This is a genomic window from Winogradskyella immobilis (genome assembly GCF_021887715.1).
GTDB lineage: Bacteria > Bacteroidota > Bacteroidia > Flavobacteriales > Flavobacteriaceae > Winogradskyella > Winogradskyella immobilis.
The window spans coordinates 44,762-64,398 of record NZ_JAIQXX010000005.1; the positions used below are offsets into that span (position 1 = coordinate 44,762).

The 19,637-nt window shown below is 32.9% G+C and carries 20 protein-coding genes; 10 read left to right on the plus strand and 10 right to left on the minus strand.

Going from position 1 to position 19,637, the window contains the following annotated elements:
- Positions 1–88: 88 nt before the first annotated feature.
- Positions 89–1,618, minus strand: a complete 1,530-nt coding sequence (purH, locus tag K8Z87_RS05230) for a bifunctional phosphoribosylaminoimidazolecarboxamide formyltransferase/IMP cyclohydrolase (protein ID WP_227476436.1) — start codon at positions 1,616–1,618, stop codon at positions 89–91.
- Positions 1,619–1,762: 144 nt separating this feature from the next.
- Here purH and K8Z87_RS05235 point away from each other — a divergent pair, with 144 nt between their 5' ends.
- Positions 1,763–3,013 (plus strand): ABC transporter permease, encoded by a 1,251-nt coding sequence (locus K8Z87_RS05235; RefSeq protein WP_227476437.1) that lies wholly within the window; start codon positions 1,763–1,765, stop codon positions 3,011–3,013.
- Positions 3,014–3,025: 12 nt separating this feature from the next.
- On the opposite strand, the gene K8Z87_RS05240 is transcribed toward K8Z87_RS05235, so the two are convergent.
- Entirely contained in the window at positions 3,026–3,481 is a 456-nt protein-coding gene (locus K8Z87_RS05240; RefSeq protein WP_227476438.1) for a GAF domain-containing protein, read from the minus strand.
- Between the two features lie 94 nt (positions 3,482–3,575).
- On the opposite strand from K8Z87_RS05240, the gene xrtF reads away from it, so the two are divergent.
- From xrtF to K8Z87_RS05280, 8 genes are all read left to right on the plus strand, one after another.
- Positions 3,576–4,133, plus strand: coding sequence for an exosortase family protein XrtF (gene xrtF / locus K8Z87_RS05245; protein WP_227476439.1), 558 nt, complete (start codon positions 3,576–3,578; stop codon positions 4,131–4,133).
- A complete protein-coding gene (locus tag K8Z87_RS05250) occupies positions 4,126–4,554 on the plus strand; it encodes an exosortase F system-associated membrane protein (protein WP_227476440.1) in 429 nt (142 codons plus the stop codon). Before xrtF ends, K8Z87_RS05250 begins: the two co-directional genes overlap by 8 nt.
- 50 nt (positions 4,555–4,604) lie before the next feature.
- Positions 4,605–5,006 carry an HYC_CC_PP family protein gene (locus K8Z87_RS05255; RefSeq protein WP_227476441.1) on the plus strand — a complete coding sequence of 134 codons (402 nt, stop codon included), beginning with the start codon at positions 4,605–4,607 and terminating at the stop codon, positions 5,004–5,006.
- Positions 5,007–5,116: 110 nt separating this feature from the next.
- Positions 5,117–5,887, plus strand: a complete 771-nt coding sequence (locus tag K8Z87_RS05260) for a hypothetical protein (RefSeq protein WP_227476442.1) — start codon at positions 5,117–5,119, stop codon at positions 5,885–5,887.
- 27 nt (positions 5,888–5,914) lie between these two features.
- On the plus strand, positions 5,915–6,253 hold the full coding sequence (locus K8Z87_RS05265) for a heavy-metal-associated domain-containing protein (RefSeq protein ID WP_227476443.1): 339 nt from the start codon (positions 5,915–5,917) through the stop codon (positions 6,251–6,253).
- A gap of 18 nt (positions 6,254–6,271) precedes the next feature.
- Positions 6,272–7,108 carry an NHL repeat-containing protein gene (locus K8Z87_RS05270; RefSeq protein WP_227476444.1) on the plus strand — a complete coding sequence of 279 codons (837 nt, stop codon included), beginning with the start codon at positions 6,272–6,274 and terminating at the stop codon, positions 7,106–7,108.
- 1 nt (position 7,109) lies between these two features.
- Positions 7,110–7,841: a heavy-metal-associated domain-containing protein gene (locus K8Z87_RS05275; protein WP_227476445.1), complete on the plus strand. Its 732-nt coding sequence runs from the start codon at positions 7,110–7,112 to the stop codon at positions 7,839–7,841.
- A gap of 77 nt (positions 7,842–7,918) precedes the next feature.
- A complete protein-coding gene (locus K8Z87_RS05280; protein ID WP_227476446.1) occupies positions 7,919–9,649 on the plus strand; it encodes an amidohydrolase in 1,731 nt (576 codons plus the stop codon).
- A gap of 142 nt (positions 9,650–9,791) precedes the next feature.
- On the opposite strand, the gene groL is transcribed toward K8Z87_RS05280, so the two are convergent.
- The 8 genes from groL to miaB all read right to left on the minus strand — a co-directional run bounded on the left by groL (position 9,792) and on the right by miaB (position 16,866).
- Complete coding sequence (gene groL, locus K8Z87_RS05285) at positions 9,792–11,423, minus strand: chaperonin GroEL (RefSeq protein WP_227476447.1); 1,632 nt, start codon at positions 11,421–11,423, stop codon at positions 9,792–9,794.
- A 154-nt stretch (positions 11,424–11,577) separates the two neighbouring features.
- Positions 11,578–11,853, minus strand: a complete 276-nt coding sequence (locus K8Z87_RS05290; RefSeq protein WP_227476448.1) for a co-chaperone GroES — start codon at positions 11,851–11,853, stop codon at positions 11,578–11,580.
- Between the two features lie 147 nt (positions 11,854–12,000).
- Positions 12,001–12,354, minus strand: a complete 354-nt coding sequence (gene secG / locus K8Z87_RS05295) for a preprotein translocase subunit SecG (RefSeq protein WP_227476449.1) — start codon at positions 12,352–12,354, stop codon at positions 12,001–12,003.
- Positions 12,351–13,268: a hypothetical protein gene (locus K8Z87_RS05300; RefSeq protein ID WP_227476450.1), complete on the minus strand. Its 918-nt coding sequence runs from the start codon at positions 13,266–13,268 to the stop codon at positions 12,351–12,353. The genes secG and K8Z87_RS05300 overlap by 4 nt, the downstream gene beginning before the upstream one ends.
- A 1-nt stretch (position 13,269) precedes the next feature.
- A complete protein-coding gene (locus K8Z87_RS05305) occupies positions 13,270–13,776 on the minus strand; it encodes an LptE family protein (RefSeq protein WP_227476451.1) in 507 nt (168 codons plus the stop codon).
- Positions 13,777–13,974: a hypothetical protein gene (locus K8Z87_RS05310; protein ID WP_227476452.1), complete on the minus strand. Its 198-nt coding sequence runs from the start codon at positions 13,972–13,974 to the stop codon at positions 13,777–13,779. It abuts the gene before it with no gap.
- Between the two features lie 93 nt (positions 13,975–14,067).
- Complete coding sequence (locus K8Z87_RS05315) at positions 14,068–15,336, minus strand: sigma-54 interaction domain-containing protein (protein ID WP_227476453.1); 1,269 nt, start codon at positions 15,334–15,336, stop codon at positions 14,068–14,070.
- A gap of 84 nt (positions 15,337–15,420) precedes the next feature.
- On the minus strand, positions 15,421–16,866 hold the full coding sequence (miaB, locus tag K8Z87_RS05320) for a tRNA (N6-isopentenyl adenosine(37)-C2)-methylthiotransferase MiaB (protein ID WP_227476454.1): 1,446 nt from the start codon (positions 16,864–16,866) through the stop codon (positions 15,421–15,423).
- Positions 16,867–17,133: 267 nt separating this feature from the next.
- Here miaB and topA point away from each other — a divergent pair, with 267 nt between their 5' ends.
- Positions 17,134–19,635, plus strand: coding sequence for a type I DNA topoisomerase (gene topA, locus K8Z87_RS05325; RefSeq protein ID WP_227476455.1), 2,502 nt, complete (start codon positions 17,134–17,136; stop codon positions 19,633–19,635).
- Positions 19,636–19,637 lie beyond the last annotated feature (2 nt).

A 19,637-nucleotide genomic window follows, 5' to 3' on the forward strand; every position in this document is an offset into this window, starting at 1 on the left:
TTGTATTAGTAAAAATATTGAATGCTTATAAATGTTTTTAATTATACGATATTTTTATTAGAATAGACGTTGATTCATTAATTTTTTTTTAATGTTTAAAATGACGTGTTCCAGTAAAAACCATAGCCATTTTATTGGCATTACAATAATTAATACTTAACTCATCTTTAATAGATCCGCCAGGTTGTATTACAGCAGAAACGCCAGCATTATCTGCAATTTCTACACAGTCAGGAAAAGGAAAAAATGCATCACTAGCCATAACAGAACCTTTTAAATCAAAATTGAAGGACTGTGCTTTATGAATAGCTTGGTTTAAAGCATCAACTCTACTGGTTTGTCCTGTTCCACTAGCGCATAATTGTCTATTCTTTACTAAAACTATGGTATTAGATTTTGTGTGCTTACATATTTTAGAAGCAAAAATTAAATCGTCTAATTCATTATTTGATGGATTTACTTCTGTAACGTTAGTTAAATCATCAACGCTATCTGTAATATTATCACGCTCTTGTACTAGAGCACCATTTAAGCAAGTTCTTACTGTTGTTTTTGGTAATTCTACATTGTTTAAAATTAGTAAAATTCTGTTTTTCTTGCCTTTTAAAATGTCTAAGGCATCGTCAGCGAAAGAAGGAGCAATTACCACTTCACAGAATAGTTTATGAATTTCTTCAGCCGTTGCTTTATCAATTTCAGTATTACTAATTAAAATACCTCCAAAAGCTGAAACAGGATCACCAGCTAATGCATCTACATAAGCTTGATGAATGGTGCTTCTTTGTGCAAAACCACATGCATTATTATGTTTTAAAATAGCAAATGTTGGATCTTCATTTTTAAATTCTAAAATTAAATTAACAGCAGCATCAACATCTAGAAGATTATTATAACTTAATTCTTTACCATGAAGTTTAGTAAACATAGCATCAAAATCACCAAAGAAGAAGCCTTTTTGATGTGGGTTTTCACCATAACGAAGCACTTTTCCATTAGTTTCACTAATTTTTAAAGCAGCTTCTTCATGATTAGCATTAAAATAATTAAATATAGCAGTATCGTAATGCGAAGAGATATTAAATGATTTTCTGGCAAAATTATATCTATCTTCTTCCGAAGTTTCGCCGTTTTTAGTGTTTAAGACCTCTAAAAATTCAGAATAATCATTAACAGAAGATACACAAACAACATCGGCATAATTTTTTGCAGCAGCTCTAATTAAAGAAATACCACCGATATCTATTTTTTCAATAATATCTTGATTGCTAGCACCAGAAGCAACCGTTTTTTCAAACGGATATAAATCTACAATTACTAAATCTATTTGTGGAATTTCAAATTCCTTTAATTCGGCAACATCACCATCATGGTTTTGACGATTTAAAATACCTCCAAATACTTTAGGGTGTAAAGTTTTTACTCTTCCGCCTAAAATTGAAGGGTAAGATGTAACGTTTTCAACAGGTACAACTGAAATGCCTAAATCTTTAATAAATTTTTCTGTGCCTCCAGTAGAATAAATTGTAACTCCAAGAGCGTCTAATTTTTGCACAATTGGCTCTAGGCCATCCTTACTAAATACAGAAATTAGTGCTGATGAAATGGTTTTGTTGCTCATAATGATGTATTGTGAATTTTAAAAGCGTAAAAATACATATTAGTTAAAAAAGAGACGTTGATAAAAACGAGTTTGTTTAAGTTTTTTGTAACAAAATATTGTTGAAAACGTCCTATCTTTATATTTGAAAAAAAAGAGCCAACTATGTTAGTTTATTTACGTGTTTTTAAGGAGAGTTTTGCATTTGCTATAAATGCATTACGTAACAATAAACTACGTACTTTTTTATCGCTTTTAGGTGTTACCGTTGGGATATTTTCTATTATAGCAGTTTTAGCTGCCGTAGATTCTTTAGATAGAAATATTAAAGAAAGTCTTTCGGGGATTGATAGCAATACCATTTATTTAACACATTTTAGTTTTGGCCCATCTGAGATTCCGCGTTGGGTTAGAGATAATTTTGAACCTTTACAATATGATGATTATGAGTTTGTGAAAAAAAATGTAAGTGGTATTGATGCTGTAGCTTATAGTATTTTTGGTTCTAATGAAACTGTACGTTATCAATCAGAAAGTGCAGAAAATGTTACTATTGTCCCAGCATCTCAAGGTATATCTAAAATTAACGATTTTAAAATTAGCAAAGGGCGTTTTTATACAGAATTAGAATCTAACTCAGGATCTCCAGTAGTTGTTTTGGGTTACTCACTAGCAGAGACTTTATTTGATAATACAAATCCTATAGGTAAAAAAATTCGTATTTATGGACGCAAATTAACGGTTATTGGTGTGCTTGATAAAATAGGTGTTTCTTTTGGAGATTCGCCAGATGATCAAGCTGTTATACCTGTAAATTTTGTAAGAAGCCTTATCAATACAGGTAAAAATGGTTTGCCAGGAGCTATAGTTATTAAGCCAAAAAAAGGTATTGATGTAGATGCTTTTGAAAGTGTGTTAAAGCAAAAATTTAGAGGATATCGTGGATTAAAGGCAGACGAGGTTGAAGACTTTTTTATATCTAAAGTATCGGGGTTTGTTTCTTTAATTGATGGTATAATTTCTGGGATGAATTTAATCGGGTGGATTATAAGTTTCTTTTCACTCCTTGTTGGTGGTTTTGGTATAGCCAATATTATGTTTGTTAGTGTTAAAGAGCGTACAAACCTTATCGGGATACAAAAATCGTTAGGAGCTAAAAATCGATTTATTTTATTACAATTTTTGTTTGAAGCTATAATACTAGCAGTAGTTGGTGGATTGGTTGGTTTAGGTTTAGTAGGTTTAATCGCTGTAATTTCATCAAGTTTTACAGGAGATTTTGAATTTGTGCTCTCATTTAAAAATATGGCTATAGGATTTGGTTTATCAACTTTTATTGGGTTAATATCTGGAGTTATACCAGCAATATCAGCATCTCGTTTAGATCCTGTAGAAGCGATAAGAACCGGAATGTAATTATAAATTTTCCTATAAAATCTTAGCAACTTCTTTACAAACAAACTCTAAAAAGCGTTCGTCAGCTTCAGTAAACGGATCTATTGTACTAGAGTCAATATCTATCTGACCAATGTTTTCACCATTTACAAAAATAGGCACAACGATTTCTGCTTTTACAGTAATACTACAAGAGAGATAATTGTCTTGTGCATGTACATCTGGTACTACAAAATTTTCGCTACTAACAGCAACTTGCCCACATATGCCTTTACCAAAAGGTATAATAGTATGATCTGTTGGTTCACCGACATAAGGTCCAAGTTTTAGTTCATTTTTGTCACCATTTTTAAAATAAAAACCAACCCAATTGTAGTAATCTATATGTGCTTCTAACAATTCACAAACCATGAATAGGCGATTATTAACTTCTGATTCTGAATCATTTAAAATAGATTGTATTTGTGGTTTTAATTCCTCTAAACTCATTTTGTATTAAAATTTTGGTAAAAATATCTAAAAAGTCATACTTTCAAACCTCATTTCTATAAATTTAACAACTCAATAACATAGATTATTATCCTTGAAGACATTGCTTACAAAATATAAATTAGTTATTCGTTTTATACTTACGTTTGGGTTAGTATATGCTGTACTTTCTTTAGGATATTATTTTTATTTAGAATACTCAGATGGATCAAAATATTATCCAGATTATTTTACAAACATGGTCGCAGAGCAAAGTAATGCAGTACTAAATTCTGTAGGTTATGAAACTGTAATACAAAAACACCCTAATGAGCCATCAATGATGGTGATTATTAAAGATAAATATATTGCTAGAGTTATAGAAGGTTGTAATTCTATTAGTGTTATTATTCTATTTATCTCTTTTGTGCTGGCATTTTCAGATAATTTAAAACGTACGCTTCTCTTTATTCTGGCAGGTAGTGTATTAATATATACAGTTAATTTAATACGCATTGTTATACTATCTATAGGTTTGTATCATTACCCATGGAGAAGAGAAGAATTACATACAGTTATTTTTCCGCTTATTATTTATGGAATGGTATTTTTACTTTGGATGTTTTGGGTAAATCATTTTTCTAAAAATTTAAAGAAGCCAATTAATGTCTAAAGTAAAAGCATATATACTTGCATTTTTTCTTTTCGTGCTTTTAGTTTTAGTGCGTCTTTTTGAGGAAGAATTGTTTTATGACCCTTACCTGTTGTTTTTTCAAAACGATTACTTATACATAGATAGCCCAAGGCGTGAAGTGGCAAAATTGGTATTATTTACATCGTTACGATATCTTATTAATTCAGTATTATCATTAGGAATCATTTATTGTTTTTTTAGAGATAAAAATATTCTTAAATTTTCAAGTTTAATCTATGGTATTGCATATGTGTGTTTCTTAATTCTGTTTTTATATTTTGTAATTAACCCAAAGCAAGACGAGTATTACCTGTTTTTTAATGTAAGACGTTTTTTAATACAACCATTAATCTTAATTCTTTTACTTCCAGCACTCTACTATTATAAGCTAAAACGTTAAGACTTCAATAAAATAAAAACAGTTAAATCATATTTTTATAACTTTGCAGTGTGAAGCTTATATTTTTACATAAGAGTTTTTCAGTAATGTTATCCATACTGGTGTTATGTTCTACAATGTCAATTACTGTAGAAAAGCATTTTTGTGGAGGTACATTAGTTGATGTGGCGTTGTTTTCTGAAGCAAAAGGTTGCGGTATGGAAATGACTTCAGAATCACAGATGAAGAAACCGTGTTGTAAAAATGAAGTTGAAATTATTCAAGGACAAGACGAATTAAAGGTAACTCCGTTTCAAGGTTTAGATCTAGAACAACAGTTATTTGTTTTCTCATTTACATATAGTTATCTAGAACGTTTTGAGAACCGCCAAGATAACTCAGCTTTTATAGAATATCCTCCGCCTCTCATAGTCAGGCAACTCTACAAGCTTGACGAGGCTTATCTCATTTGATTTTTAATTATTATTCTCAATAACAAGATTTTCTAAACTTGTTATGTGCGCGTATACTATATTTTATACGTGTATAATTTCACTTGAAATAATAATTAAAATAAATAATAATGAAAAAATATGTTGGATCATTAATAGCTATAATGCTTTTTAACCTTATCGGGTTAGCACAAGGTCCACCAATAATATTAGACAAAATTATTTTGTTAGGGAGCAATAGTTTTACAGCCAGAACATTAACAGAATACAGAAATACAGAACGAGGAGATTTTGTGTATACACCTTTTAGTCTAAGTTATTTGCCTACATCTAATACAACTTTTACAGTTGATGTTCCTTTTATTAATTATGATTTTGAATCAGGGTCTAGCGGAAGTAGTTTAGCAGATATACGATTAACAGGTAAATACCAATTCTATCAAAAAAATGCCACAGGCAAAACCTTTAGAATATTAATTAAAACAGAGCAAACATTACCGACAGGTGAATCATTAGATTTAATAGGCTTAAGTACAGGTTTATATCAAGGTTATTATGGTATCTTAGGAGGTTATGAATCTTTAAAGTTTGGAATTACTAGTGAACTAGGGTATAATTGGATTCCTGATGGAACACTAGATCATCTTCGTTATAAGTTAGGATTTGGACTGCCTTTATTAAAGCCACAGTTTCCTAATAAGCAAATCAACCTCTATTTTGAATACAGTAGCTTTTGGATTTTTGAACGTGATTGGTACCAATTACTTTACGCTCAAGGCATTCAATATGCAGGAAAAGATTATACAATTGAACTCTCTGCTCAAATACCGATAGTTAATGATGTAGATGCTGACCGAGAATTAAATTATTCATTATTCATCGGCGGGAGATATACATTTTAAATAGAATAACAATTAAAAAAGAAAATTATGAAAACAAAAATAATAATAATGCTGATTCTAGGACTAGTTTCAGTATCAACAATACAAGCACAAAAACAACGTGATGATTTTAAAATTCAAGTAGATGGGTTAGGTTGTCCATTCTGTGCATATGGATTAGAGAAGAAGTTTAAAGAGTTTAAAGGTATAAAGAATGTAGCTATAGATATTGAAACGGGTGATTTTACATTTACATTTCCTTCAGACAAGAAATTAACGCTTTTACAAGTTAAAACTCAGGTTGAAGAAGCAGGTTATACTCCAGTAACTATAAAAATTACTAGGGCTAATGGAGAAATAGAGGTTTCTGAAAAGGAAAAAGAATGACCCTAAAAAGTTACAGTTATGAAAAAAGTTTTAATCTTATTAAGCATAATTATTGTTAGTTGTAATTCTCCTAAAAAAGAAGAAAAAAAGACAATTAAAGAATGGACATTAAAAGAGGTTATTAAAATAGATGGAATTAACCCTATTGGTATTGCCCTTAAAGGTGAAGAATTATGGTTGTCCGATTCAGATCATAATCGATTAGTACAGATAGATACTACGGGAAATATTATTAAAACAGTTAATGATTTTGATAGACCCATGCATATAGATGCTAATACAACCTCTATTTATGTTCCTCAATATGGTATAGATACTGTTACAGTTTTAACGAATAATACTCGGAAAGTAGTACCATTACAGATAGAATTAGATGCCCCAGCAGGTGTTTCTACTTATAAAGACGAACTAGCTATTGTAGATTTTTATAACAATCAAATTCATTATAACAATGGAAATCAGTGGAGTAGTTTTGGAAGTGAAGGCAATGCTAATGGTCAATTTTATTACCCAACTGATGTACAGATTACATCAAATGAAATTTGGGTCGCAGATGCGTATAATCATAGAGTACAAGTATTTGATAAAAAAGGTGTTTTTGTGAGAGCTATTGCTTGGGATCAAGGTATTAATGCTGCTACAGGCATTTTTGTGTCTAAAGATGAAGTCTTTGTAACAGATTTTGAAAACGATCGTGTTTTAATCTTTGATCATAAGGGAGTTTTAAAACAAGAATTAAAAGACAAGGTTAATAAGCCAACGGATATGATTATAAAAGAAAATATTCTGTATACATTAAATTATAGGCAGAGCACTATAAATGCATATGTTTTAGAATCTGTATTAAAAAAATAGAATGACACGTACATATAAAATATCAGGAATGACCTGCAATAATTGCAAAGCCTCTGTGCTGTCTGCACTTTTAGCGATTCCTAATGTCGGTGATGTTTCTATTAATCTTGAAAAAGCAGAAGCAACATTAAAACTAAAAACACCTATTGGAGTTTCAGAACTTCAAAACGCATTACCAGAGAAATATCGTATTTCAGAAGTTGGTGTAGATCATAATCTTACTTCAGAAAACGAGATAAACAAATCTCAGCAAACTGAATTAAAACAACTATTTCCATTGTTTTTAATCTTTGGGTATATTACAATAACCGCAGTATTATTAAATAATAACCCATGGAATACAGAAGCTTTTATGCTCGATTTTATGGGGTTGTTTTATATCGTTTTTAGCTTCTTTAAACTACTAGATTTAAAAGGCTTTTCTCAAAGTTTTAAAATGTACGATCCTTTAGCAAAAGTAATGCCTCTATATAGACATACGTATCCGTTTATTGAGGTTGCCTTAGGATTAGCTTTTTTATTCCGATTTCAAATAGAAAAGGCTTTAATACTAACACTTTTAATTTTAGGTATTACCACTATAGGTGTTACAAGAGTTTTGCGAAAAAAAACTAAAATTCAATGTGCATGTTTAGGAACAGCATTAAAATTGCCAATGACCAAAGCAACATTTATTGAAAACAGTATCATGATAGTTATGGCAATAGTGATGTTGCTAAAATTATATCTATAAATATGATTTAATTGATAGAAGCTATGCTATTAGCTTGGCTTTTTTTTATAATTTAGGGCAAAACTAAAAGCATTCTAATGAAACCAATTTCAAATCTTTTTTTAATTATAGTAGCACTGACATTGTGCTTTACATCTTGCACAAACGATAAAAAAATAGAAGCTTCTATGCTTATTTACGGCGGTACCATTTACACGGTCAATGATAATCAAACTACTGTTGAAGCTGTTGCAGTAAAAGGCGATACTATTCTTTTTGCTGGTTCCATGGCAGAAGCAGAAGTATTTAAAGGTGAAACAACAGAACTTATAGATTTAAAAGGTAAAACAATGACACCTGGACTTATTGAAGGACATGGTCATTTTATGGGATTAGGTTATAATGAAATTAGTTTAGATTTATTGGGGACAACAAGTTACCAATCTATTATTGATGCTGTAGCAAAACGTGTAGAAACAGCAAAACCAGGCGAATGGATTACAGGTCGCGGATGGCATCAAAGCAAATGGGATTCTTTACCAGAGAATTTAGTAAAGGGATTTCAAACACATTTTAGGTTGAGTGATGTGTCACCAGATAATCCCGTGTATTTAAGTCATGCTAGTGGACATGCAGGTTTTGCAAATGCAAAAGCCATGGAAATTGCTGGTTTAACAGGTTTGTATAAAGAAGGTTTGGGAGCCTATGAGGTTGAAGGAGGAGAAGTGATTTTAGATCAAGGAGGACGACCAACGGGTGTTTTTAACGAACGTGCGCAAACTTTGATAGTAAAGCATATTCCTGAAAAAACAACAGAAACCGATAGGCAAGCTTTTGATTTAGCCGTTAAAGCTTCGCATAGAAATGGGATTACAAGTTTTCATGATGCAGGTATTCCAAGAGAAACGATTGAATTTTATGATGAGATGCAAGCTAACAATAAAATGGATGTGCGTATCTATGCTATGTTAACAGGTTGGGATAAAGAACTGTTGAATGAATGGTATTCTAAAGGAGTTAGAATTGATCCAAATCATAAATTTACAATCCGTTCCGTAAAATTAAACTGTGACGGAGCACTTGGTTCAAGAGGAGCTTGGTTGTTAGAACCCTATGCAGATCGTCCAGATCATTTTGGGCATGAAACGTTGCCAATGGAATTTGTAAAAGAAACAGCTTATAATGGATTACGAAATGGATTTCAGGTCTGCGCACATGCTATAGGAGATAGAGCCAATAGAGAAATTTTAGACCGTTATGAAATGGCAATGAAAGGTGTTAATGATAAAGCAAAAACAGAAGATCATAGATTTAGAATAGAACATGCACAGCATTTACATCCGGATGATATTCCTCGTTTTGCTGAGTTGGGAGTCATTCCGGCGATGCAAGCAGTACATATGTCGTCGGATCGTCCATGGGCAATAGATCGCCTCGGCGAAAAACGTATTAAAGAAGGAGCGTACATGTGGCAAGATCTATTAAAAAGTGGTGTGCCAATTGTTAATGGTACAGATGTGCCAGTTGAGCCTGTTAATCCTATAGCAAGTTTTTATGCGAGTATAAGCCGTAAAACATTGAAAGGACTTCCGGAAGGTGGTTACGAGCCAGAACAAAAAATGACTCGTGCCCAAGCTTTGAGGTCATATACATTAGATGCGGCATATGGTGCATTTGAAGAAGGTATTAAAGGTTCTATAGAAGTAGGAAAACTTGCTGATTTTGCTATTTATAATCAAGATTTAATGACTGTATCAGAAGATAAGGTACTTGACACAAAAGTAGTGATGACTATTTTTGATGGCAAAGTTGTATTTGAGGATAAATAGACTTTAAAAAAGTATAATTTAAAAAGTCCTTGATGAAAATCAAGGACTTTTATTTTATATTCAATGTACTCACTGAAATCTTTTATTCAAGAGTGAGTTATTTGTCTGTGGCGACTCGCCGCGGTAATTGAGCTTGTCGAAATTACATCATGCCTGGCATTCCACCGCCACCCATTGGCGGCATAGCAGGAGCATCTTCTTTAATATCTACTAAAGCACATTCAGTAGTTAAGATCATCCCAGCAACAGAAGCAGCATTTTCTAATGCAATACGTGTTACTTTCTTAGGATCTATAATACCAGCTTTAAGCATATCAACATACGTTTCAGACTTAGCATCGTAACCAAAATCTTTTTTACCTTCTAAAACTTTATTGATCACTACCGAACCTTCACCACCAGCATTTTCAACAATAGTACGCAAAGGAGACTCAATTGCTTTATTTACGATTTGTACACCTGTAGTTTCATCTAAATTATCCGTAGTAATTTTTTCTAAAGTTTTTTTAGCACGTACTAAAGCAACTCCACCACCGGCAACAATACCTTCTTCTACAGCAGCTCTTGTTGCATGTAAAGCATCATCCACACGATCTTTCTTTTCTTTCATCTCAACCTCAGAAGCAGCACCAACATATAATACAGCAACTCCACCAGCTAATTTAGCTAAACGCTCTTGAAGTTTTTCTTTATCGTAATCAGATGTTGTCGTTTCTATCTGCGCTTTAATTTGGTTAACTCTAGCTTTAATATCAGAAGCTTTTCCTTCACCATTTACAATTGTTGTGTTGTCTTTATCAATAGTAACCGTTTCAGCAGTACCTAACATTGATAAATCAGCATTTTCTAGAGAGAAACCTCTTTCTTCAGAAATGACTACACCACCAGTTAAGATGGCAATATCTTCTAACATTGCTTTACGTCTGTCGCCAAAACCAGGAGCTTTTACAGCAGCAATTTTTAATCCACCACGTAATTTGTTCACTACTAAAGTAGATAAGGCTTGGCCTTCAACATCTTCAGCAATGATTAATAACGGACGACTAGATTGTGCTACTGGTTCAAGGATTGGTAGAATCTCCTGTAAATTAGATATCTTTTTATCAAATAATAAAATATACGGATTTTCTAAATCAGCAATCATTTTGTCTACATCAGTAACAAAATATGGAGATAAGTAACCGCGATCAAACTGCATACCTTCAACAACATCTACATAAGTATCTGTTCCTTTTGCTTCTTCTACAGTAATCACTCCTTCTTTACCAACTTTTCCAAAAGCTTCAGCAATTAACTCTCCAATAGTACTATCGTTATTTGCAGAAATAGAAGCAACTTGTTGAATTTTCTCAGAAGAGTTTCCTACTTTTTTTGTTTGCTTTTCTAAGTCAGAAGTAATAGCACTTACCGCTTTGTCAATACCACGTTTTAAATCCATAGGGTTTGCACCAGCAGCAACATTTTTAAGACCTTCTTTTACAATAGCTTGAGCCAATACAGTAGCTGTTGTGGTACCATCACCAGCTAAATCGTTAGTTTTAGAAGCGACTTCTTTTACCATTTGTGCTCCCATGTTTTCTAACTCATCTTCGAGTTCAATTTCTTTAGCTACAGAAACACCATCTTTAGTCACTTGTGGTGCGCCGAAAGATTTACCTATAATTACATTACGACCTTTTGGTCCTAAAGTTACTTTTACAGCATTTGCCAATGCATCTACACCACGTTTAAGTCCGTCGCGTGCTTCAATATCGAATTTTATATCTTTTGCCATCGTTAAAATTTTAATTTTAGCGTTTCCACGAAAATGGAAATCTGTTTGTTTTTAATTTTTGCTTTTAGCTGCTAGCTCTTGGCTTTTAGCTAAAATGTTAGTTTATTGTGTTTTTTATTGTGCTAAAGGCTAATAGCCAAAAGCGAATAAGAATTTAAATAATCGCTAAGATGTCGCTCTCGCGCATCATTAAATAATCTTTACCTTCTAATTTAAGTTCTGTACCTCCGTACTTTCCGTAGAGTACAGTGTCACCAACTTTTACGGTTAAAGGTTCGTCTTTTTTTCCGTTGCCAATAGCAACAACAGTTCCTTTTTGCGGTTTCTCTTTTGCATTATCTGGAATAATAATACCAGAGGCTGTAGTAGTTTCAGCTTCCATAGGTTCTACTAGAACACGATCTGCTAAAGGTTTAATGTTTAAAGCCATTTTTATATGTTTTAAGTTATTTTGAAATTTATTTAACGCTTAAGCGTTATTCTAAAATTGTGCCATTAGAAACGAACTGACAAAGTTTCAGTCATAAAAAAAGTCAACACTAAGGTTGACTTTTTAATTATCTTTTTTCAAATACTATTAATTAGAATCTGTAGTATCATTAGTTGGAGTTGTTGGTGTCTCTACTGGTGCTGTTACAGGTTGTTGCGTAGTAGCTTCGTCAGTATCTAAAGCTGTAGAATCACTAACACCACCAGCGCCAGGTATAGTTACGTTTGCTAATAATATTAATGCTATTAGTACTGTTGCTAAAACCCAAGTACTTCTGTCTAAGAAATCTCCTGTTTTTTTAACACCTCCTAATTGTTGAGTTCCGCCTCCGCCAAAAGATGATGATAATCCTCCACCTTTAGGATTTTGAACCATAATTACTACAACGAGTAAAAAAGCGACAATTACGATTAGTATTAAAAATATGGTAAACTTTGTCATTGTTCTGTATTGTTATGTTCTCTTAATTCTTTTACTGCTTTTATTTGGTCTGCAAAGAAACTACTTTTTTCTGGATATTTCAAACTTAAAATTCTGTAAGATTGAATGGCTTTATCGTAATTTTTTTGTTCTAAATAGATGCGAGCTAAAGTTTCTGTCATTAAAAGGTCTTCAGACGCGTCATCATTGTTAACTAACTTAGGTTTAGGGGCTTTTGTAGAAGGTTTAATTTTTGGGTTCTTATCTAAAAAGCGATCTATAGTAGTCATTTTTGCGTCTAAAGATGATGTAGTTTTTACATCACTATCGAGATCATCGTTTCTTATAATAGGTTTAAAACTTGTAATCTTAAGCCATTCTGCAAAAGAATGGGTTTCAGATTTGTTAAACTCTAAGGGTTTACCCAAATTAAGTTTAGTTTCAGGTTTTATGTTTTTAACATCGATATCTATAATGGCATTTTCAATAGCATTCTCGGATTCTATTATAGGTTTTGAAACGATTTTCTCTTCAAATAAATGCGGATCTAAAACGCCTTCTGTAGCTTTTATATGTTGCTTTAAGGCATCGTCTATTGTAACACTTTTATTTACAGAAATGTCATCAATATCCGTAACAGTTATATCTTTTAAGTATTCTGAATTTTGTTTAATGACATCAGAGATTGCATTTTGGTTAAAAACTTCTGAAGTTATATAATCAAATAAAACACTGCGATCTGTGGTGTAAGCAGCAGTAACTTTTAAGGCATTATTATATTTGTAGCTTTCTTTATTCTTTAAACCTTTAAGATATAACGCGCGTGCAGGTTGAAAATAGGGGTAAGCATCGACAATCTTTTTAATAGCATCTGTTTGCTCAGTGTTTAGAGCTTCAGGATGCTGCATTAAGTATGTCAATTCTTGTAATTGCATATTACCAGTTGGCTAAGGATTCGTTAAAAATATCTTGCGTTATACGTTCAAAAATGGTTTCTATAGCTGTGTCCTTTTGGCTTCCTGTTAGTTGTGCTGAACCGGCAAAATCAAAGAAAAATGAAAAACGCCTTTCAAAATCTTTTTCTTCGTCATTTTTATCATAAAACCGAACTTGTATACCTATAGTAAGTCTATTTTGTGCCGCTGTATTATCTGATGTTGCCGTCGTTGGAGATATACGATACTCTACAATTTCACCTTCGTAAGTTAAATCTCCACCAGAATTAACCAATTGTAAACTCGTTTGATTTTGAATTAAATCTTGAAGCGCATTTGTAAACTGTATATCTATACCAGGCTCATTAAGTGGAGCATTATTAGGAAAGAAATTAACCTGAAATGTTTCTGCAACACCAGTATCCGCTCCTGTAAAACCATAACTGACTTTACAACTATATACCGTTGTAAAAGCAATAATGGTAATTATATATTTTATGTATTTCATTTAATAACTGTTTGGGCGTTTCATAGTTATAAACGCATAGATATAACCTGCATTGTCCGCAATATCAAAATCTACATTAATTAAGCGATAGCCTTTGTAATGTTTTTCATTAACTAAATTTTCAGCTTCTTCTCTAATGGTCTCGGAGCTGTTAGGCCCAAAACGTTTTCTAATTCTAAAAATTTCTACAGCTTTCATTTATATTTATTATTTTTTACCTAACACCTAACACCTAACACCTAACACCTAACACCTAACATGTCTCGCTGAGCTTGTCGAAGTGTCTAATACCTACAAATCGTATTGTTTAATCTTTCGGTATAAAGTACGCTCACTAATGCCGAGTTCGGCGGCAGCTAATTTACGTTTTCCACTATGACGTTCTAAAGATTTTTTAATTAATTCTAATTCTTTGTCATGTAATGATAAAGTTTCTTCTTCCTCAATCTCTTCTGCAAAGTGATATTTATCTTCAGATTCGGTGATAATCTCTGGAGTAGCTTCCACACTTTGAGGAATAGCTAAAACTTCTACATCTTTTGCAGGTGGTTCAATATTATCAGAATCTTCGTCTCTATATATTTTCTGTATTAAACTCTCGTTGTCTTTTTGGACATCTTTAACGTTGCCACTTTTCATAAGCTCCATGGTGAGCTTCTTTAAATCATTAAGATCGCTCTTCATGTCAAACAACACTTTGTATAAAATTTCGCGTTCTGTACTAAAATCACTTTCAGATTTTGTGCCTTTTATAACTGCTGGTAAATTTTGTCCTGCGCCAGAAGGTAAGTACGATTGTAATGCGAGTGCGGTTATAGTACGATTGCGTTCTAAAACTGAAACTTGTTCAGCAACATTTCTTAGTTGTCTAATATTACCATTCCATCGGTATTTTAATAAAAGTTGAACAGCATCATCTGTTAGTTTAACTGTAGGCATTTTATATTTTGAAGCAAAGTCACTAGCAAACTTCCTAAATAGCAAATGAATATCTTCTTTGCGTTCTCTTAAAGCAGGCAAATGAATTTCTATAGTGCTTAAACGATAATATAAATCTTCTCTAAACTTTTCTTTTTCTATGGCTTCAAACATATTTACGTTTGTAGCTGCTACAATACGAACATCTGTTTTTTGAACTTTACTAGAGCCTACTTTTAAAAACTCACCATTTTCTAGAACACGTAATAAACGTACTTGAGTCGTTAATGGAAGTTCGCCAACTTCATCTAAGAAAATAGTACCGCCGTCAGCGACTTCAAAATAACCAGACCGAGTTTGTGTAGCTCCTGTAAATGCTCCTTTTTCGTGTCCAAACAGTTCACTGTCTATAGTGCCTTCAGGTATAGCTCCACAGTTTACAGCAATATATTTGCCGTGTTTACGATGCGAAAGTTGATGTATGATTTTTGGAACACTTTCTTTGCCAACACCACTTTCTCCCGTGACGAGTATAGAAATATCGGTAGGAGCAACTTGTATCGCTTTTTCTATAGAACGATTAAGTTTAGCGTCATTACCAATAATTCCAAAACGTTGTTTTATGGCTTGTATAGATTCCATATTTATTTCCCACGGAAGTGGGAATCTTTTTAATTAATTTTTAATTCTATTTTATGAGATTCGTGCGTAAGCAAGAATAACAAGTTAATTATTTTCAGAATACCCAACGGCTTTACCAATAAGTGTTGCACTGGTACAATCTGTTATTTTTACATTTACAAAATCTCCTACGTTATAATGTTCTTTCGGAAACACAGCAACGGTATTTTGTGAGTTTCTTCCAGACCAATGTAAATCAGATTTTTTAGACGTTTTTTCAATCAGTATTTCTTCAACTTTACCGACATGTTGTTGCGTTCTATATAAGCTATGACGACGTTGTAAAGCTTGTATTTCGTTTAATCGACGCTGTTTTACATCAGCAGAAATATCATCTTCCATTTTACGGCCAGCAGTAGTGCCAGGCCGCTCAGAGTAAGCAAACATAAATCCGAAATCGTACTTTACATAATCCATTAAACTTAAAGTATCTTGATGATCTTCTTCTGTTTCTGTAGGGAAACCAGCAATCATATCTTGGCTAATGGCTACATCAGGAATTAGAGTTCTAATATTATCAATAAGAGTAAAATACTCTTCACGTGTATGCTGACGATTCATTTCTTTTAAAATACGATTGCTTCCGCTTTGTACTGGTAAATGCACATAGTTACATACGTTTCTATATTTTGCCATCACTTCAATAACATCTAAAGTCATGTCTTGAGGATTAGATGTTGAAAAACGAAAACGCATTTTAGGTTGTGCTTTGGCACATAGTTCTAATAGGTTTGCAAAATTTACTGCGGTCGCTTTTTGCATTTCAGAGGCTTTAACAAAGTCTTTTTTTAAACCACCACCATACCAAAGAAAGCTATCTACATTCTGCCCTAAAAGCGTTACCTCTTTAAAACCTCTACTTGCTAAATCGTTAACTTCTTCAATAACAGATTGTGGATCTCTACTGCGTTCTCTACCTCTAGTAAAAGGAACCACACAAAACGTACACATATTGTCACAACCTCTAGTAATAGAAACAAAAGCTGTAACACCATTACTATTTAAACGAACAGGAGCAATATCTCCGTAAGTTTCATCTTTAGATAAAATAACATTTACAGCATTACGGCCTTCATCAACTTCACTAATTAAATTGGGCAAATCTTTATATGCATCCGGGCCAACCACAAGGTCAACCATTTTTTCTTCTTCTAAAAATTTACTTTTTAAACGTTCTGCCATACATCCTAAAACACCAATCTTCATTTTAGGATTGATTTTTTTTACAGCATTGTATTTTTCTAAACGTTTACGTACAGTTTGTTCGGCTTTATCTCTAATGGAACATGTATTCACCAATACTAAATCAGCCTCTTCTAGATTTTTTGTAGTATTAAAACCCTCTTTAGAAAGTATAGAAGCTACAATTTCACTATCACTAAAATTCATTTGGCAACCATAACTTTCTATAAAAAGTTTTCGTTCATTGCCAACTTTAGGGGCTATAGTAAGGTGTTCTCCTTGTTTATTTTCGTCAATTATTTTCTCCATATTCATTTCTCGAAAAAACGAGAATTTTTATATAATAGGTGCGTTTTTTAAAAGCGCAATAAGCATGCAAAGATAGAAATTATTTGCAGATTATGACAAGTTGACAGTATCGATTTGTTAGTGGTTATATTAATTTTAATATTGAAACATACATTAATTAACAGGGTCTTAAAGAAGGTTAAAAGCCTAAAAAATAATATACAATTCAATACTTATTAGGAATGTGAATTTTTTTTCACATACATTTGTAGCCTTAAAAAATGAAAAATGTCGAAGAATTTAGTTATCGTTGAGTCACCAGCAAAAGCAAAAACTATAGAGAAATTTTTAGGTAAGGATTATAAGGTAGAGTCTAGTTTTGGACATATCTCAGATTTGCCTTCTAAAGAACTTGGAGTAGATGTTGATGGTGATTTTATGCCTAAGTATCAGGTGTCTAAAGACAAGAAAGATGTTGTTAAGAAACTAAAAGCTTTAGCAAAAAAAGCTGAGATGGTTTGGTTAGCAAGTGATGAGGATCGAGAAGGAGAAGCTATTGCATGGCATTTAGCAGAAGCATTAGGTTTAGATAAAGAAAAAACGAAACGTATTGTTTTTCATGAGATTACAAAAAGTGCTATAAATAAAGCTATAGAGAACCCAAGAAGTATAGACTATAATTTGGTAGATGCTCAACAAGCAAGACGTGTTTTAGATCGTATTGTGGGTTACGAGCTGTCTCCAGTTTTATGGAGAAAAGTTAAAGGCGGTTTGTCAGCAGGTCGAGTGCAATCCGTATCTGTGCGCTTAATTGTAGAACGCGAACGCGATATACAAAAATTCAATCCTGTAGCTTCATATAGAGTAGATGCCGAGTTTACAACAACTTCTGGTGCTTCATTTAGAGCCAAGCTGCCTAAGAATTTTGAAACTAAAGCTGAAGCAGAATCATTTTTAAGTAAAAATATTGGAGCTTCTTATGAAGTGGCCAATCTTGAAAAAAAACCAGTTAAGAAATCTCCAGCACCACCATTTACAACATCAACGTTACAACAAGAAGCTTCTCGTAAGTTAGGCTTTTCTGTAAGTAGAACAATGAGTAATGCCCAACGTTTATACGAAGCAGGTTTAATTACTTATATGAGAACAGATAGTGTTAATTTATCTGATGAAGCAAAGCAAGGTGCAGAAAATGAAATTGTAACTGCTTATGGTTCGCAATACAGTAAGCCTCGAAACTATAAAGGAAAATCTAAAGGAGCACAAGAAGCTCACGAAGCTATACGACCTACAAATTTTGCTAATCATTCTGTAGGAGCAGAACGCGATCAAGCACGCTTATACGATTTAATATGGAAACGCGCTATAGCGTCTCAAATGAGTGAAGCCAATTTAGAACGTACCAATGTTAAAATTCAGGTAAACAGTACTTCTCCAGTAAATGAGTTATTTGTAGCTAATGGTGAGATTATAACATTTGATGGGTTTTTAAAAGTATATTTAGAAGGAAATGATAATGAAGATGAAGAACAATCTGGCTTGTTGCCAGAGCTTCATGTTTCAGATGCGTTATCAAATAAATACATTACAGCAACAGAGCGCTTTACAAGACCGCCAGCACGTTTTACGGAAGCAGCTTTGGTAAAGAAATTAGAAGAACTTGGTATAGGTAGACCATCTACTTATGCGCCGACAATTTCTACAATTCAGAATAGAAATTATATTGAAAAAGGGACTGTTGATGGAGTTGAACGTAACTATGTACAATTAACTTTAGAACATCAGTCTATAAATGAAAAACAATTAACAGAGCGTGTAGGCTCTGATAAAGGAAAATTGGTGCCTACAGATATAGGAACTATTGTTACAGATTTCTTAGTTAATCATTTTGAAAGTATTCTAGATTATAACTTCACGGCAAAAGTAGAAGAGAGCTTTGATGACATAGCTGAAGGCAAAGAAGATTGGCGCGTTATGATGAAAGATTTTTATAAAGGATTTCATCCACAAGTAGAAGATGTACAGGCTAATGCAGAGCGTGAATCTGGGGAACGTATTTTAGGTACTGATCCAGATAGCGGAAGACAAGTAAGTGTGCGTTTAGGAAAGTTTGGTGCCATGGTACAAATGGGAACTATAGAAGATGAAGAAAAACCAAAGTTTGCAAGTCTATCTCCAGATCAGCAATTAAGTTCTATAACTTTTGAAGAAGCAATGGACTTATTTAAGCTTCCAAAAGCACTAGGACATTATAAGGATGAAGAAGTAGAGGTGAATAACGGACGTTTCGGGCCTTACGTAAGATTCGGAAAGAAATTTGTGTCTTTACCTAAAGGTGTAGATCCACTTAGTGTAGATTATGATGAAGCACTTATATATATTAAGGAGAAAGAATTAGCAGATGCTCCTATATATACATATCAAGGTTTAGATGTTATTAAAGGTAAAGGACGTTTTGGACCATTTATTAAATGGAACAATATGTTTATCAATGTAAATAAAAAGTACGATTGGGATAATTTATCTGATGAAGATATTATAACTTTGATTGAAGATAAAATTCAAAAAGAAAAGGATAAACTTATTCATGTATGGGAAGCTGAAGGAGTACGTGTTGAGAAAGCGCGTTGGGGAAGACACAATGTCATTAAGGGTAAACAAAAAGTAGAGTTGCCAAAAACTGTTGATGTTTCGGAGATGACACTAGAAGAAGCACAAGCCATACTAGAAAAGAATGCTCCAAAAAAGAAAAAAGCAACAAAAAGAAAAACGACAGCCAAAAAGAAATAATA

Coding starts and splice junctions, on each gene's coding strand:
- K8Z87_RS05260 (WP_227476442.1), top strand. CDS start 5,117: ATGAAAAAATATGTTGGATCATTAATAGCTATAATGCTTTTTAACCTT.
- groL (WP_227476447.1), bottom strand. CDS start 11,423: ATGGCAAAAGATATAAAATTCGATATTGAAGCACGCGACGGACTTAAA.
- K8Z87_RS05280 (WP_227476446.1), top strand. CDS start 7,919: ATGAAACCAATTTCAAATCTTTTTTTAATTATAGTAGCACTGACATTG.
- K8Z87_RS05250 (WP_227476440.1), top strand. CDS start 4,126: ATGTCTAAAGTAAAAGCATATATACTTGCATTTTTTCTTTTCGTGCTT.
- K8Z87_RS05310 (WP_227476452.1), bottom strand. CDS start 13,974: ATGAAAGCTGTAGAAATTTTTAGAATTAGAAAACGTTTTGGGCCTAAC.
- secG (WP_227476449.1), bottom strand. CDS start 12,354: ATGACAAAGTTTACCATATTTTTAATACTAATCGTAATTGTCGCTTTT.
- K8Z87_RS05240 (WP_227476438.1), bottom strand. CDS start 3,481: ATGAGTTTAGAGGAATTAAAACCACAAATACAATCTATTTTAAATGAT.
- K8Z87_RS05290 (WP_227476448.1), bottom strand. CDS start 11,853: ATGGCTTTAAACATTAAACCTTTAGCAGATCGTGTTCTAGTAGAACCT.
- K8Z87_RS05300 (WP_227476450.1), bottom strand. CDS start 13,268: ATGCAATTACAAGAATTGACATACTTAATGCAGCATCCTGAAGCTCTA.
- topA (WP_227476455.1), top strand. CDS start 17,134: ATGTCGAAGAATTTAGTTATCGTTGAGTCACCAGCAAAAGCAAAAACT.
- K8Z87_RS05275 (WP_227476445.1), top strand. CDS start 7,110: ATGACACGTACATATAAAATATCAGGAATGACCTGCAATAATTGCAAA.
- miaB (WP_227476454.1), bottom strand. CDS start 16,866: ATGGAGAAAATAATTGACGAAAATAAACAAGGAGAACACCTTACTATA.
- K8Z87_RS05265 (WP_227476443.1), top strand. CDS start 5,915: ATGAAAACAAAAATAATAATAATGCTGATTCTAGGACTAGTTTCAGTA.
- K8Z87_RS05305 (WP_227476451.1), bottom strand. CDS start 13,776: ATGAAATACATAAAATATATAATTACCATTATTGCTTTTACAACGGTA.
- K8Z87_RS05270 (WP_227476444.1), top strand. CDS start 6,272: ATGAAAAAAGTTTTAATCTTATTAAGCATAATTATTGTTAGTTGTAAT.
- K8Z87_RS05235 (WP_227476437.1), top strand. CDS start 1,763: ATGTTAGTTTATTTACGTGTTTTTAAGGAGAGTTTTGCATTTGCTATA.
- K8Z87_RS05315 (WP_227476453.1), bottom strand. CDS start 15,336: ATGGAATCTATACAAGCCATAAAACAACGTTTTGGAATTATTGGTAAT.
- purH (WP_227476436.1), bottom strand. CDS start 1,618: ATGAGCAACAAAACCATTTCATCAGCACTAATTTCTGTATTTAGTAAG.